Annotated in this window: 11 protein-coding genes; 3 read left to right on the forward strand and 8 right to left on the reverse strand. The window is 61.1% G+C overall.

Going from position 1 to position 15,494, the window contains the following annotated elements:
- Positions 1-3,164 (reverse strand): autotransporter-associated beta strand repeat-containing protein (locus LB551_RS17640; RefSeq protein WP_224660006.1); only part of this gene is annotated, 3,164 nt, incomplete at its 3' end.
- Between the two features lie 356 nt (positions 3,165-3,520).
- On the opposite strand from LB551_RS17640, the gene LB551_RS17645 reads away from it, so the two are divergent.
- The gene (locus tag LB551_RS17645; protein WP_224629773.1) at positions 3,521-4,474 is read left to right on the forward strand and encodes a hypothetical protein; all 954 of its coding nucleotides are present in this window, start codon (positions 3,521-3,523) and stop codon (positions 4,472-4,474) included.
- A gap of 79 nt (positions 4,475-4,553) precedes the next feature.
- Here the strand turns inward: LB551_RS17645 and LB551_RS17650 are convergent, their stop codons facing one another.
- From LB551_RS17650 to LB551_RS17680, 7 genes are all read right to left on the reverse strand, one after another.
- A complete protein-coding gene (locus tag LB551_RS17650) occupies positions 4,554-4,988 on the reverse strand; it encodes a GNAT family N-acetyltransferase (RefSeq protein ID WP_140552514.1) in 435 nt (144 codons plus the stop codon).
- Between the two features lie 263 nt (positions 4,989-5,251).
- Positions 5,252-6,193, reverse strand: coding sequence for a hypothetical protein (locus LB551_RS17655; RefSeq protein WP_140552515.1), 942 nt, complete (start codon positions 6,191-6,193; stop codon positions 5,252-5,254).
- A gap of 143 nt (positions 6,194-6,336) precedes the next feature.
- The gene (locus tag LB551_RS17660) at positions 6,337-7,851 is read right to left on the reverse strand and encodes a serine hydrolase (RefSeq protein WP_224660007.1); all 1,515 of its coding nucleotides are present in this window, start codon (positions 7,849-7,851) and stop codon (positions 6,337-6,339) included.
- 109 nt (positions 7,852-7,960) lie between these two features.
- Entirely contained in the window at positions 7,961-9,568 is a 1,608-nt protein-coding gene (locus LB551_RS17665; protein WP_140552516.1) for a D-alanyl-D-alanine carboxypeptidase/D-alanyl-D-alanine-endopeptidase, read from the reverse strand.
- A 160-nt stretch (positions 9,569-9,728) separates the two neighbouring features.
- A complete protein-coding gene (gene dacB, locus LB551_RS17670) occupies positions 9,729-11,330 on the reverse strand; it encodes a D-alanyl-D-alanine carboxypeptidase/D-alanyl-D-alanine-endopeptidase (protein WP_224660008.1) in 1,602 nt (533 codons plus the stop codon).
- Positions 11,331-11,397: 67 nt separating this feature from the next.
- Positions 11,398-13,050 carry a ShlB/FhaC/HecB family hemolysin secretion/activation protein gene (locus LB551_RS17675; protein WP_224660009.1) on the reverse strand — a complete coding sequence of 551 codons (1,653 nt, stop codon included), beginning with the start codon at positions 13,048-13,050 and terminating at the stop codon, positions 11,398-11,400.
- 396 nt (positions 13,051-13,446) lie between these two features.
- The gene (locus tag LB551_RS17680; RefSeq protein WP_224660010.1) at positions 13,447-13,629 is read right to left on the reverse strand and encodes a hypothetical protein; all 183 of its coding nucleotides are present in this window, start codon (positions 13,627-13,629) and stop codon (positions 13,447-13,449) included.
- Positions 13,630-14,258: 629 nt separating this feature from the next.
- Between LB551_RS17680 and LB551_RS17685 the strand changes: the two genes are divergently transcribed.
- Both LB551_RS17685 and LB551_RS17690 read left to right on the forward strand, forming a co-directional pair.
- Positions 14,259-14,960 (forward strand): Crp/Fnr family transcriptional regulator, encoded by a 702-nt coding sequence (locus LB551_RS17685; RefSeq protein ID WP_140552519.1) that lies wholly within the window; start codon positions 14,259-14,261, stop codon positions 14,958-14,960.
- A gap of 82 nt (positions 14,961-15,042) precedes the next feature.
- Entirely contained in the window at positions 15,043-15,288 is a 246-nt protein-coding gene (locus LB551_RS17690; protein ID WP_140552520.1) for a hypothetical protein, read from the forward strand.
- The last annotated feature ends 206 nt before the right edge of the window (positions 15,289-15,494 follow it).

Below are 15,494 nucleotides of genomic sequence, written 5' to 3' on the forward strand. Positions count from 1 at the left end.
CGGCGGGCAAGCACCGCCTGGACGGGATCGGCGGCATGGCTTGCCGACATGTCGAGCGCGGCGAAGCTGCCCTCGCCTGCCGCCTTGTCGTCCTCGGCATAAGCCGCGGCGGCGCTCGCCGCGCCCTCCGTGCCGACAGGCTGGAGCCCGCCCTCGCCCTGCCCGTCGAGCACGCCCAGGAACCGATCGGCGCTGTCGATGCCGGCAATGATGGCACCCGCCGCGATCTCGCCGGAGAGTGCCTGCAGGGCCAGTGACCCCTGCGCTATTGGCAGGCCCGACAGCGCCCCGACGATGCCACCGAAATTACCGCCGGCTGCAGTGGCATCGAGCACACCGCCGATCGCCCGCTGGTTCGACGTCTGGCCGGCCGAGCGGAAGGCATCTGGCGCCAGGATCAGGGAGAGATAGAGGTTGGTGGGATCGAAGCTGAGCACGGGGCGCAGGAACGCGAAATCGGCGGTCACATCGTTAAATGTGGCAATGCCGCCGGCCGGCGCCGAGGCGATCGTGTACGTCGTGTTAGGCACGTAAATGCCGGGCAACGGGACAACGTCGAGGGTGCCGGCATGTACCGTCGCCTTGTGGCCGGCGCCAACGATGGTGATGCGGTCGCTGGCACTGGGGCTGATTTCAACCTCGAAGGTGCCGCTGTTCCAGGTGAGATTGCCGTCGATCGTGATGTTGCCGATGGAGTTGCCCGGTTCGATCGTGCCGCCGTTGTTTGTAATATTGCCGGTGATGTTGCCGACGCCACTCAGGATACCGCCCTTGTTGAGCGTTACATTGCTGGTCAGGTGAACGTTGACGGCTAAGCCGCCGGTATTGATGGTCGTGCCGCCGCCGACAGTGCTGGTGCCGGTAAGGGTGAGCTTACCGGTGCCGTTCTTGGTGAGCGTGCCGGTGCCGGTCATTGCGCCGGCATAGGTGCCGTTGACGCCCTGGTCGAAGATGACGGCGGCATCGTTCAGGATACGGCCCTGCAGGGTGTTGGCTGCGCCCTGCAGGATGCCGGCCGACACCGTCGTGCCGTCGGTATAAGTGTTGTTGCCGCCCAAGGTCAGCGCGCCGGCGCCGGTCTTGGTCAGGCTGCCGAGGCCGGTGATGTTGCCCGCGAAAGTGCCGTTGGTCGCCTGGTCGAAGGTGATCGACCTGGCGATCGGATTGTTCGCGTTGGGGTCGAAGACGATGTTGCCGCGCAGGCTCGTTGTGTTGCCCTGCACCGCGCCGCCGTTGTTGAAGATGTTGCCGGCGTAGCTGTTGGCACCGGTGATAATAAGCGTGCCGTCGCCGACCTTGGTGAGATTGCCCGAACCGCCGACTATCCCATTCAGGGTCAGGGTCTTGCCGGGGTCGACCAGGAATACGCCACCGGCGCCCTCCAGTAAGACGTTGCGCGTGCTGGTGAAGGTCTCGGATGCGCGCAGGCCGCCGTTGTTTTCCAGCGTGATGCCTGTACCCGTGGCGCCGAGCTTGTCGTCGGAAGTGACCCGTAGCGTTCCGCGCTGCACCAGCGTGCCGCCGGAATAGGTGTTGGTGCCCGTGAGCTCGAACTCGCCGTCGCCGCTCTTGATGAGGCGACCGCCGCCGCTGATGCTGCCGCTCCAGATGAAGGGATGCAGCGCCACGTCGATGCCGCCGTTACCGGCGAGCATGATCTTGCGGTCGATCGAGGTGACCGCAGGGGTGTCCTTTGTGGTTCCGACCGCGCCGCCATTCAACGTGATCGCCGTACCCACCGCGCCCAGGTTGACGTCATTCGTGAAGCGCAGGACGCCGCCGGTCACGGTCGTCCCGCCGCCGTAGGTGTTGGCCCCTGAAAGGATCAGGTCGCCGTCGCCGGACTTGGTCAACTGGCCGCTTCCGCTGATCACGCCGCTCCAGGTGAGTGGAGCCGATGCAACGGAGAAGCCGCCCTTGTCCGTGATCGTGACGGGGCGATTGCTTGTCGGCCCCGGATGGACCGTGGCCACGCTTCCGATCGTGCCGTTGTTCAGGTTGATGCCGATGCCCGCGGCACCCAGGCTGGCGTCGCTGGTGAACAACAGCGCTCCGCCCTTGACGGTCGTGCCGCCAGCGTAGGTGTTGGTGCCTGAGAGCGTGAGATCGCCAGTGCCGGTCTTGGTGAAGCTGCCGCCGCCGGAAATGTTGCCGGTATAGGTCCCGTTGATTGTTTGGGCGAAGACGAGTGAGGCCTTGTTTGTGATATTGCCCGCCAGGCGCAGAGCGTTGATCTCCAGGACGCCTTCATTGACGGAGCCGCCGCCGGAGAGCGAAGTCGCACCGTCGAGAATGGTCGTGCCGGCCCCGTTCTTGACGATAGCCCAATTGCCGCCGCTGCCGGCGCCCCCGGTCTGATCTGCAATGGTGTCGCTTATCAACTGGGTCTGCCCGGCGCCAGGGGCCACGGTGAATGACCCGTTGCCGTGAAAGAGAATGCCCGATCCGATGCCTTGGCCGGCGGTGGCCCTTCCTCCTCCGCCGTTGCCGCCTGCGACGCTGTTTCTAAAAATGTCGAGATGGTCGGCCACAGTGAGCTCGCCGCCATGCTGAACGAAAATCGCGCCGCCCAGGCCGCCGCCGCCACCGCCGGGGCCGCCTTTGGCCCTGGTTCCGTCGTATATGTCGCCGCTTCCGAACATACCGCCGCCGCCGCCGCCGGCGCCTGCAAAGTTGCTGTCAGCCGAAACGCCGGCACCGCCGTCGCCACCCTGCGCCAGGTTGTGCAGCAAGGTGAGGTTGCTCACTGTCACGCGGGCGCCGCTGGCGACGAACAGGGCCCCTCCAAGTCCGGCGCCGCCGCCGCCGCCGCCGGCATCACCCGTGTTGGGGCTCACGCCGTTGCCGCCGTTGCCGCCCTGTGCCTTGGCATTTTCGATGACGAGATCATTGATTGCGACCTTGCCCGACTGGACGAACAAGCCGCGATGCTGCTTGTTGCCGGAGAGCGTATGATTGGCGCCGTTGATGGTCACGTCGCGCTGCACCTGTGGCAGGTTGGCGCTCAAGGCGACGTTCGCGGTGAAGGTGATGGTGTCGCCGTTCTGCGCGCCACCACTCGGATTGAGCGCGGCCTGGAGCTGTGCCTCGCTGCCGACATCGAAGTTCCTGGCGTTTGCCGGAAGTGCTGTCGACAGCAGACCTGCAAGGAGGAAAATGGCCAATGCCAGGCACGAGATCCGCGTCGGCGGCCAAATTTGCCTGAGCCGGCCGGCCGTAAGGCGCGACCGCCTGATGACATCGACTTTTCTACCCACCTGCCTGGCCCCTCGAACTTTCCCGAAATAGGAAATCTTAAAATTAGAATGCACCCATGACTGCCGATTGAGGCAGCAAATCAACAGCATTTCTGCCGCCTGCCGGGTGACGAAGGTTTCACCGCAGACGCTCTAAATCGAAAAGAGATCCTCTCAGATAAACGGGAGCGGTGTTATAGAATTCTTTGCCTTTTCCAGGAAAACTGACCCTGGAAATTCAGGGCGCTTCTGCGGGTGGGTGGGACAACAACAAAGGAGAACGCGTGACGCAGGATATTGGTCAGAAATTGCGGGTGACGATGGCACTCCTCGGCGCCGTGACACGCAAGGACCTCGCGGCGGCGTTCCGTCGTGTCAACCCGGCGACGTCGTTCGATGTCGAGCGCGCGCACAAATGGATGCAGGGTCGTGCCCACCCGCGCGAGCTTCGGCTTTACGAGGACTGGGCGAAGGTTGTGGATGTCGGGCGTCCCGGAGCCTGGATCGCCGACTGCGAGCTCGACGACTTCATCCAGGCTATTTGTACTCGACACAATTGCGAGCGCGACGTGCTGGAGCGGCGAAGCGAACCGTCGCGCCGGTCGGTCGCCGGGCGGCGACAGGATTCAAGCCGGTCGCTCGCCGGCACCTACGCCTGCTACTCCCATGCCTGGTCGCCCTATTTTCGCGCCCAGCTCATCCGGGCAGAACTGTCAATCCAATCGAATGGCCCGCAGGGCGTTCTCGCGCACTATTCGGAGCGGCTGCCGACGAGCCGGTTTCAACTTGAAGGTCCGCTCGCGATGGCGGGGCGGGCCATGCACCTCGACCTGGTCGAACCCGGCGGCGATGGCCGCATGTTCTTCTGCCTTTCCTTGCCGACACCACCGGCTAGCGTCCTTGCGGGCCTGATGTGCGGTGCCACGATCATCGGCCCCGACGCGCAGCCATCGGTGACCCGAATTGTGATGATCCGACTTCCAGCGCCGAGCATGCGGCTGCGCTCCGCGGTTGCGTACCTGCCGTCCGAAACGTCGGTTGCCGGCGACTTGGCCTCGCTGGGTCTGCGGATTCCAGATCCAGCCGCGGTCGACGAAGGCATCGGCGCGTTTCTGACGGGCGGCCACGAAGCGGGACTCGATCAAATTCAATCGCATTGCCACAGGGCGTTGGTCGACCTGTTCGATCCGATCTGGCTTGCTAGCGCAATGGCGCAGCAACGTTTCGGAGAGGCTTAGCTGCTCTGCGGGCGATTAGAATACGATGCTCCGCGTGCCGGGCCACATCGCGCCTACCATAGCCGAGATGTATTTGTCACTAAACCGACGCTGTTAGCATCTTGCGCAAGAAGAACCGACCTGAGCCCCGAGCGTGATCTGGAAGTTGCCCGAACACCTCGTAACCCAAGGTCTGATAGAAAGCTGGCGCCTGGAATCCATAGGTTTCCAGCCAGACCCCCACACACTTCCGCTCCCGAGCGAGCTGTCCAGCGGCATTCATGAGCCGGGTCCCGAGCTTCTGTCGTCTGAGGGGTTCCGGAACAAACAACAGTTCGACGAACAACCAATCGTAAGACACCTTCCCCCACAGGCCGCCGATGGTCTCATCGCGGTCATGATCACGAAGGAGGATGGCAACCGCCTCATAGCCAGAGGGTTCGCCCGCCGCATCATTGTAGCTGACCAAGGCCCTCAAAATCGTTTTATAGTCGGCATCTTCGGGTTTTTCGGATACAATAACGATCGGTCGCATAGATCAGCCTACCCAGGATAGTTGCATCGATGAATTATCGAGCCGCATACATTCAAAAAGCCGAGGAATTTGTCTCAGAAACACTGCGACGGAGATATAGAATTCTTTGCCTTTTCCAGGAAAAACGGTCCTGGAAACCGGACCGGTTCGCGGGCGAGGCAACAAGAGCAAGGGAGCAGGCATCGAGATTCGCGACGGAGTAATCCCGGCACGCGGCGGCGAGCTGAGATTAGCCACACGAGGGTAGCGAGATCAGTCTCGATTCAAGGCGTTGGGCTGTAGCGAAGCAATTTGAAGCAATCCCCGCTTCCCGACGTCAATTGCGTCAGGAAATGCTTCGACCGATCGATCCACTCCTGGTGCGACCTGGCGTCCGCTTCAATCTCATCGACCGGTCTAAGTTTGACGAAGCCGCGCCCGTTGCTGAAAAGCCAGCACGCACGGCCGAGAAGTCTCCTGCTGCGCAGGCGCAACAGGTCGGCATCATAAAAGATATCCAGCACCTCCTGTTTGATCTTCCGCTCCTTTTCAGGATTAGCGATCGCGGCATCAAGTGGCTCACCGCCGATCGCATCGTGCAAATCCGTGTAGTCCAGCGGGAGCTGAGTGGTGGCATATTTGATCTCGCTCTCATCGCTGACGATATTGAACCACAGCGTCGGATCGAGTTCGTTGACGACGAACGACGATTCGAAGTCGCGCGATAAGTTCAGGATCTCGAACGCCTGAACGTCGACGTCGCGCTCGACCAAAAGAAGCTCGGCGACCTGCTTGGCGAGCTCCGCTCCGTGCGCGCCGATGGCGTTGTTCTTTCCACCGAGTTTCGGATCGATGTAGGGCCCGCCTTCATCGAGCAGCGTATCGAATTCACCAAGGGATTCGACGACGGCAGCGCCGCGAGCAATGCGTGCCGCCAGTTTGGCAAGGACCTGCTGGAGTTCGGTTTCGCGTTTGCGCTGGTCCTGGTAATTCTGCTGAAAAAAGAAGATGAACAGGGATACTCCAATTCCGATCAGGATCACCCCCAGCTGCGAAAAGGTGTTGCGATAGTATTCCAACAGCTTTTCACGATGGCGTGCGTCCTGCCGCACACTGTGCGCCACTCCAAGATTGACGATAAGCGAAATGGTCAGGAGTCCGGCGCCAACGAGGATGAGGCCGCCGATGAGGAGGTATCCGTAGCCTGAGAACGTCGTGAAATCCATATCATTTACCGAGTTGCTGAGGCGTTAGACGCAACCTAATACCATGGGGCAACACCTAGATCTTCTTGGCGCGGCAACATCCGCGGGCGGGAAGATTCTCGGGTGCCGGATGATGTGTATAGTCAAAACTCCCGCTCTCTGGATCACGGCTTGCGTAGGTCTCGAAGAAAAGTGCCCTGGCCATGGAGGTTCAAATTCTCGATCGTGACGGCTGTCGTCCGGTCGGCCTCGACAGTGAACGTAACGGCGCTTGGTCCAAAGGCGTTTTCGCCTATCGGTTGGTATGTGAACGTATCGCGGCTGATGTGCTGAAGTTGAAAGGATTCCGTGCGGGGCCCGAGGCTCATGACCAGGCTACCGCTCTTCTCTGTGACCGTCAGTCCGCCATAAAAGTCGTTGCCGTAAGTGCCGACATAGCTCGCTGCAGGCAGGGCCGGCGAAGGCTGCGAACGAGCCCGTGTGGCATCGATGGCGCCGCCATAGTCGGGCTTCATGGCATCCGCCATGAACTGGCCGTAGGCGTCGATCCAGTCTCGTTCAACCTTGCCGGCAAATACGAGATCGAGAAAGCTCTTGCTCGCGGCCTCTGCGAGACCGACAGGATGGCCGTTCGTCACCACGACTATGCCGAGCCGTTCTGCCGGAACGAGATGCACATTCGTGCCGACACCAAGATTGAACGCTCCCGAGTGGCTGAGATGGATGCGACCCTGCGGGTCGAGATCGACGTTCCAGCCGAGTCCGTAAGACGGGGGAAAAGCGCCGGACGGAACCGGCGCGGATCCCCGCGCGATCACTGGTTGGTGGGTCTCGGCAAGAGCAGCCGAGGTGACGATCTCCTTGCCATCGAGCTTGCCGCCGCCAAGCTGGAGCCTCAGCCACTGCGCGAGGTCGCGTGCCGTGGAGCTGACACCGCCAGCCGGAGACTGGGCGTCAGGATCGCGTGGCGGGCCGGGAAGCCATTTGCCGTCAATGCGGACGGAATTCACGGCGCGATTTTCGGCGGCGAGGAAATCGGAATGTCGCGAGCTCGTCCGGGTCATGCCCGCGGGTCGATACAGCCGCTCTTCCGACAGTATTTCCCAAGGCTTCCCGGCAGCCTTGGCTGCGGCGAGCGCCGCTTCCGTCAATCCGAAATTGGTGTAGGCGTAGCTTGCCCGGAAGGGACCGGCCGGGTTGACGTGGCGTAGCCGGAACAGGATTTCTTCGCGGCTGTATCCCAGGTCCTCGAGGAGATCGCCGATATGTCCGGGGAGACCGCTTCGGTGAGAGAACATGTCACGAAGCGTGACCTCGCGCGTGACCCAGGGATCCTTCAGTTCAAATCCGGGGTCGTGCTTTACGATCGGATCGTCCCAAGCCACGAGACCTTCGCCGACGAGAGTGGCGACCACCGTGGACGCAATCGGCTTCGACATCGAGGCGAGCTGAAACGCAGTGTCCGGGTCCACAGGCTCAGGCTTGCCCACCTCGCGAACGCCGTAGCCGCGGAGAAACACGACCGTATCGTCGTGAACGATGGCGATCGCCAAGCCAGGCACCCCGGTTCGCGACATGCCATCACGGATAATGGCATCGAGCTTTGGGAGAACCTCGGTGACATGGTCAGTCGTCACCGGGGCAGTCGTAACGGGCTCGGCGAAGGCCAGTTTCGGCAAGAGGCAGGCAACGATCGCGGCTCCCGCCCAAAAGGCCAATTTCGAATTCATCATCTGCTCCGGCGGTTGGAACGTGCCCCACGGCACCCAATGGGAAATCTCGGGGCCATCAGTTGAGTTCGTACAAAATCGCAGATATCGCTCCCTCGTCTGCGAACACCTTGATGACGTCTGCGATGCTGCCGATTGGCGTGACATTGTTTACGTAGACAACATAGGCGAGCAGTTTTCCTGCCTTCGATCTGATGTATCCCGCAAAGACCTGCGCTTTGAGCGTGCCGTCCGCGATTGTTGTCCCGGTCTTCGCAAACACGTGTCCCACGGCCGGCGCAATGACGGGGTTTGGCGGATCGATGCCGACGGTGGCTAGCGAACCATCGACCCCGAGAGCAGGAAGGGCATCGAAATAAGCTTCCGACGCTTTCGTCTTGCGCATTGCTGCAAGCAGGCCCGTGACGGCACCAGGGGTGGCGCGGCTATCGGGGCTGCCGCTGCCATTTGTCGGAAAATCGAAGCCATCGGGAGAAAGTCCATACTCACCTATCAGCGTATTCCGCTCGGCTGCGAGGGCCGTCTCGACGGTTCTTGCTCCCTGTGTGAGGCCAAATAGGGCAAGGCTCAGATTGGCCCCGAGATTGTGGCTGACCTTGAGGATCAGCTTCGCGTATTCCGCATATGGCGGGGAGACGAGGCGAGCGACTTCCGCAGATTGTAAGTACGAGCTGTTCGAGGGAAGCTTCGCGACTGGGTTCGGGCCTGTCGCCGATGCCGTAACCGAGACTCCCGCCCTGCCCAGCGCCTCGATTAACGCCGTGCGGGCAAAGGAAGACGGCTCGACGATCGGAAACGTTTGGACCAACGTCGCCACGCCGGGCAGGCTCGGCCTGTAGCCAATAGGGATCTGGCCCTTGACGATCCCGACCTTAGGGTCGGCGGGCGATATCTCGAGGGAAATTTCCATCGGTTTGCTGGCGGCCACGGTTTTCACCTGTGAACTGATGGTGAAAGCCGCTGTCTTAGGTCGCCAGTCCACCTCGGCCGGTTGCCCGGCTTCAGCTGGCAGGATGGTCACGTCGATAAGATTGTCGTTCACGATGATCGGTGTGATCAGAACATTCCCGTTTGGCACGCGGAAATGATCGAAAAGGCGATCGTCGATGATGACATCGCCCGTAACGGCCTTGATCCCGGATTGGGCGACCTGCCTCGCAATGGAATTCAGCCCGGACAGCGGATCGGTTTCCGTAAGGATCGCGCTGCCGAGCGAGTTGGCCTCGGTGTGGTCGAAATTGGTGAAAGCGATCTTGCCGCCAGCCGTGGTCCGTCCGCCAAGGGTCAGATCCCCGCTTGCGAGCAAGACAAGATTTCCTTGGAGCGTGCCGTCTGCCCCCACCTCGCCGAGGCGATAGGCCTTCGTCTCGAAGCGATGATCGACACCGAGCGCGTTCAGCGCGAGACCGACCGAGAACAGCTTTCGTACCGAACCCGTGAAGAAAAGCGAGTCCGAGCCGTAAGCCGTCGTCGTGGCTCCCGAGGGGAGATCGACTGCCCGGAGGCCCCAGACCGCCCCGGAATAGCGGGGCGCGTCCATAATCGCGCGGATAGCGGGCGGAAGTTCGGCTGCGGCCGCACCGGTTCCGGCACCCCAAAGTGACGCCACGACGCCCATGGCAACCATCAAGCCGCTTCGCGTGCCCTTGAACAGCGTTCGTTCCATCTCTTCCTCCAATGCGGCTGCGGCTCGACTGCCGCGACGTACCGACGTACCAATGAGAATGCCAATCCGAAGAGAACGCGCATCAAGGCACTGCCCCTGAAGATAGCAGAGCTGGGAGTGCTGTAGTGCGTTGCCATGCCTGCCTCGCAAGCGTCGCGGCCTAGTAGGCCTGCTGAATCGCGGCGGCGATCGCAGCAATATCGTGATCGGCGGCGATGAAATCCTCGACCGAGCCAAAAGGAGCGCTGTTGAGGAAGATCGCAAAAGCAAGCTCGCGGCCGCTTTTCGCCTCGATATAGCCGACTTGGGTCTTGGCGATGATGATGCCTTGATAATCTCCCGGCGCCGAGGTGACCCGTGTACCATCCTTGATGTGAATATGCCCGACCGCCGGGGTTCCAAGGCCGTTTGTAGCTTGTGTTCCATCCACGCCCAGGATGGCCATTCCGTCCCGGATGGCCGATCCCCACGGCTCCTTGACGATCCGCGTGAGCACCGTTGTCTGGTCCGCGGGCGCTGTCTTGGCGTGGTCATCTGAGCCAGCGCCGTCGAAGACGTAAGTGCTTTGCCGCGACACGCCCAGGCGATCGAGAAGTTCAAGCTCCTTGCCGATTCCGGCCTCGCAGTCCCGGCTTCCGCCTTTCACGGCTGCAAGGCACAGCATCAAATGGGCGCCACGGTTGTAGCTGACCTTGAGAACGACCTTGACGAACTCTGAAAGCGGAGGCGAGACGTGCTCGGCCACTTTGTTGCCGGGGGAATAGGCCGCCGCGTCCGGCAGTTCGTCAACTGGATTTGGCCCAAGCGCGTTCGCGTCGACCTTCACTCCGGCGCGCTGCAACGCCTCCATGAACGCTGTTCGAGCGAAGGCGGCCGGGTCGGGCACATGCCAGATGTTCAAGGTGGGCGCGACTCCGGCGGCGATTTCGCCGCTGACCCGTATCTCTCCAGGGGCAGGCGACTCGATCGTGATGGGCTTCGGATTCTCTGCGACGGTCATCACGGCGCCCACCACCTTGACGGACGCGGTCTTGGGTCGCCAATCGATCTTGGCCGGCTGCCCTGCGCTGGCCGCCGTCGTCATGATGTCGATGACGTTTTCGTTCAGCCAGATCGGAGAAATGATCCCGTCCGTGGGGTCGCGATGGGTTTCGAAAAGCCGCGCATCGATGATAACGTCGCCTCCGACCTCGGCAATGCCGGATCCACGAACGGCCTTAGCCAAGCTGTCCAACGCCGCCAGCGGATCGCTGCCCTTCACCAAAGCGCCTCCGGCAAAACCGGTGTCGGCATAATTGTGGTCGATCTCGGGAAAATTGTTGTAGCCGAGAGTGCCGTCAGGCTGCTCTCGCAGGCCGAAGCTGAAATCTCCAGAAGCGACCAGGGTCAGATTGCCGTCGAGCCTGCTTTCCGACACCGACCCAGTCTTGTAGACCGGGGTATGGAACCGGTAGTCCGCCCCATACAGATCGAGCGCAGTGGCCGTGCTGTAGACCTTCATGATCGACCCGGGGGTGAGCGACCGGTCGGCCGCCTGGTCGACAAGCACGGTCCCGGTGTCGCGGTCGACCACGCGCATGCCCCAGCTTGTGTGTGCGTACGCGGCTTTCGATTGGATCTTTGCTATGACAGCAGAAACGCTTGCCGGCATGTCGCCTTCGACCCGGGGAAGGGTGTCGGCGCGCGCCCCCATGCCACATGAGACACCAAGGTTTACTAGCGCCACGAGAGTGGTCATGGACATCGAACGGATCGTGATCATGGGCAATTCCTTTTCATGAGCGTGAGATCCACGCGCCGGGCGAGAGCTGAGCGTAGAGGCCGCATGGTTAGAACCGCACCCCGGCAGCAACGCGGAACAGGGCGCCCTCGACGCCGAGCTTGGCTTCATCTTTATACGGTGTAGCGACGTAGGCCAGGAGGTTGAGGTGGTTTCCAATCCCGGCGCGGATGCCGATACCGACGGAACCGAGCGAAGCGTACTCATAATCCCTGCCCGGCGGGTTCCAGACCGCTCCATAGTCGACGAATCCGAACAGGCTGGGATTGGCCAGCCAGGGTATGCCGGCGTCGATCCCTTTCCGAAGCTCGAACGCGGCCGCGACGCCATCGTCGCCGGTGATCGAGGAGCTGTCGAAGGCTCGGCTATAGGGGTCGCCTCCCAAGTCGAAGCGGACCGCCGAAGGGAGCTCGGTGAAGCCGTACTGGCCGGTGAACTGCAGTTGCGCCGAGAGGGTATTCGTAATGTCGCGCGAGAGCGTGCCCTCACCGAACACGTAACTGAAATCGGCGTTCTCGGTGTTTGAGCCGAGACCGCTCAAACCCTGGCCCACCCCGGCCTCGGCGACCACGGCGACACCGCCTATGGTCGTGTCAAACGTGGCTGCCGCCGTCAGCCACCGATTGCTATTCCGCGCCGCCGGATCGCCGTTGACGTCAACTGCGACATCCTTGGTGTTGATCGCGAATTTGGCGAAGAGGTTGCGGTCGATCGTGCGCACAACCGCATAGTTCAAAAAGGCCTTTCCAAACGTGCTCCCGACGTGAATGTCGTTGTCGTCCAGCGGATTCGACCAGACTTGGCCGAATTCATACCCGGCAACGAACCCGGACGGCCCGAGCGGAAAGGCCTGCCCGAACCGGAGAAACACGAGTTCGTCCGGGTCGGCGGGATTGGTCACCGCGAGCGCCTCGGTGCCCTCGAACAATCCGAGAGCATCGTTCACGCGCGCGATACCGGAAAGCTGCAACGGCCCGGTTGATGGCGTGCCCAGATTGTCGAGGCGGGCATCGAGCCCGCTCCTCTTGAAGTCGACCTTCAACACAAGCCTTCCCGCAGCCGGATCGTCCTCGACCTTGGAAAGCTTGGCCTCCACCGTGAAGCCGGGGATATCGGCGACGAGCAGGGCGTAACGCTCAAGGTGAGAGACGCGGACTGGTCGCTCCGCCACCATGCGGGCAATATAGGGCTTCAGCCGTTCCTCGAGACCGGGCTGATCCGAATCCACGACAACGTCGCGGAGATAGGATTCGTAGACGACGATGCGTATCCGGCCGCTGCTGAAATCCTGCTGCGGGACCAGAGCCGCCGCATAGTAATCGTGTTCACGGTAGATGCGTTCTATTCCGTCGATGACCTCCTTCATATCGAGGAGTGAAATCTCTCGACCAATCAGTTTCTCCCAAAGCGTAGAGAAGATCGCCGGATCGAGCGTCACCGCTCCTTCGAGATCGATTTTGCGGAGCCGGAAGCGGATGCTTTTGAGCTGCTCGGGGGGTAGACCGGCGACCGGCGCGGCGTGGGTAACGGTGATACTCGGAGGCCGCCGAGGCGGCGGCTCGAACTGCTCAATGACAGTTGTCTGATCTCTGATGGCGCGGTCCGCGTCCTGGGCCTCCCCGCGAGAGACCAGCACCGCTAGAAAGCTGGACGCGATCAGCACCAGTCTGGTGGCCAGACAAAGCCGGTCGTGGTGAACCACTCTTTGCTCCAAAACTGCCCACGAAGTTCTCAAGCCGCAGACATTCTAAACCGAGAGGAATTGTCTCAGATAAAAAGAAGTTGTCTCAGATAAATGGCGACGCGTGCATAGAATTCTCTGCCTTTTCCAGGAAAAATGATCCTGGAAATTCGGAGCAGTTCCGCAGCTAGGCAACAAGAACAAGGGAGAAGTGATGGCGCGGGAGATTGATGAGAACTGCAGCGCCTTATGGACGACAAGGATGCGGCAGAGGCGAAGAGGAAAAAAGAGCGACCAGAATGGTGGGAGCGCTATGAAAGACAAGAGGATGGCCTCACGATCCTGCAGGGCCTTTGACAGTTCCGACAACTGATCGAGCACGCTCCCCAGCCGCATTCCGGCGACCCCTTCTTCGAGCTAGGTGCCCCTGAGCGTTTCCCTGACCTCGGCATGCCATGCGCCCTCTCGGCGCTCGGCAATTTCAACAGCGAGCCGCCTGGCGGCCAGCTCCTCTTCCTTCGCCGCGACACTCTTCAGCGTTTCCGCGCGTTCCGCGTCGACCTTCGCCTGCCTATCGAGAAAGCGGTCGGCGGCGACCACCATTGCCTCCAGGGTCTCACCAGCTCCGGCTGAATTCCAACGCTTTGAAGAGCCGAGGCCAATCCGAGATGGATCCGCTCGCCTTCGGTTCTTGCGCGTTCAATCCTTGCGCGTGCGAGCCGCATCTCGTCCCAAGCGGCAAGTGCGTCAGCGTGCGCAGAGAGGCGCTCCTGGAGAAGTCGATCAGCATATCTAGCGACTGAGCCTGGCAATCCTCAAGCAAGGCGCTGGGCTATTGCGGAAGCTACCGTGAGGCGTCAGCTTCAGGGATCCGCCGAACGTGAGCGGCCAGACCGCGGGATGAAGGTCTTGGTCGAGGTACCAAATGTCACGACCGCCAGGCTAGGGGGCTGTTCCCCAGATTCTAAACGTTCAGCAGGCGACCCCCAACTCGGCGTTAAGCGTTGGGATCGCTCCGCCCGCATAGAGGATGGTGTACCCGCACAAGCCAATGCGTTTGCGGTAGCACTAAGGAGTTAAGCCTGAATCGCAAAAAGGGCTTTCCAACTGGGCTACATCCAATTTGCTAATCGCGCCCTTCAGGTCTACTCTACGATATATCGGCCGCCAGTGTTTCGGATGCAGCAGACAGTGAGAGGTACGTGCTCTTGCCCGTCAGGGAGCGCGCCGTGCCCCAATCCCTTCTTCGCAATCATGTATTGAAAGCCCTCTCGCCTGAGGATTTCGCGCTGCTGCAGCCGTCAATGCATCACGTCGAACTGGGCCTCAAAGCCCGGCTCGAGAGTTCGTATCAGCCAATTGAGCATGTGTATTTTCCAGAGGCGGGTATCGCTTCGGTGGTCGCCACCATGACCGGAGGGCGGCAAAGCGAAGTCGGCATCATCGGCCATGACGGCATGACAGGGGTGGCGGTTATTCTCGGTCAGGACAGTTCCCCCAACGAAACCTACATCCAGGTCGCCGGCAATGGTTGGCTGCTCCCGGTTGAAAGCCTTCGCCCTGCGATTGAAGAAAGCCAGCCCCTTCGCGAGTCGTTGCTTCGCTATGCGCACGCGTTCCTTGTCCAGTCGTCCCGTACGGCACTGGTCAACGGTCATTCCAAAATCGAGGAGCGGCTGGCCCGGTGGTTGCTTATGGTCGATGATCGTATGGAGGGCAACAGAATCTACCTGACGCACGAGTTTCTGGCCACCATGCTTGGCGCCCGGCGCCCTGGCGTCACCATAGCCCTGCAAATGCTTGAATATCGGGGGCTGATCCACGCCGAACGCGGTGAGATCACCATTGTAGACCGGCCCGGAATGATAAAGCTGACGCACGGCGCCTATGGCGACGAAGAGCAACGTCACTTCGGCAGTGCGTCCGGCTGAATGTCCGGAATCGGACACACCCTTACGGGGATACCGAATTGCTGCCAAAAATCGTGTTGGTTTGGGTTCAGGAGGAACTCACATGACCAACAGTTTTCACACCGTCACAGTTGAAAGGGCGGCCGAAGCCTATGTCCGTTCCAGAGGGCAGGCCCGCTTCCTTTCCATCGCACAGGCAATACGTGCCATTCGAACACTGCTTCCGGCGTGTAAGGCCACTGACCGCGAATTGGAAGAGATATTGGCTGCGGCATGCATCCTCCACAGCATTCCTGTAGCTTTCGACGCAATAACTGCCGATCGCTCTGAAAAACGGCTTCATTCGTAGGCCGTGCAATGGCAGACCTCGTCTCGACTTACTTCACCGGACGTTCGCCAAACGATTGTCCGTCACCTGCTTGATCATGTCGAAAGTCCTAGCGTTTCGATAGCGAGGTCATCCACGCCGTCAGAAAACGGATCCCGCTGTGCGAATTGACGGATTGGGAACGTGGCGATTACATAGCGCGAAGCGCGATCGACGCAGGTTTTGCT

This window comes from Mesorhizobium sp. BR1-1-2, assembly GCF_020165435.1.
Taxonomy (GTDB): Bacteria; Pseudomonadota; Alphaproteobacteria; order Rhizobiales; family Rhizobiaceae; genus Mesorhizobium.

Coding starts and splice junctions, on each gene's coding strand:
- LB551_RS17665 (WP_140552516.1), bottom strand. CDS start 9,568: ATGGAACGAACGCTGTTCAAGGGCACGCGAAGCGGCTTGATGGTTGCC.
- dacB (WP_224660008.1), bottom strand. CDS start 11,330: ATGATCACGATCCGTTCGATGTCCATGACCACTCTCGTGGCGCTAGTA.
- LB551_RS17690 (WP_140552520.1), top strand. CDS start 15,043: ATGACCAACAGTTTTCACACCGTCACAGTTGAAAGGGCGGCCGAAGCC.
- LB551_RS17655 (WP_140552515.1), bottom strand. CDS start 6,193: ATGGATTTCACGACGTTCTCAGGCTACGGATACCTCCTCATCGGCGGC.
- LB551_RS17650 (WP_140552514.1), bottom strand. CDS start 4,988: ATGCGACCGATCGTTATTGTATCCGAAAAACCCGAAGATGCCGACTAT.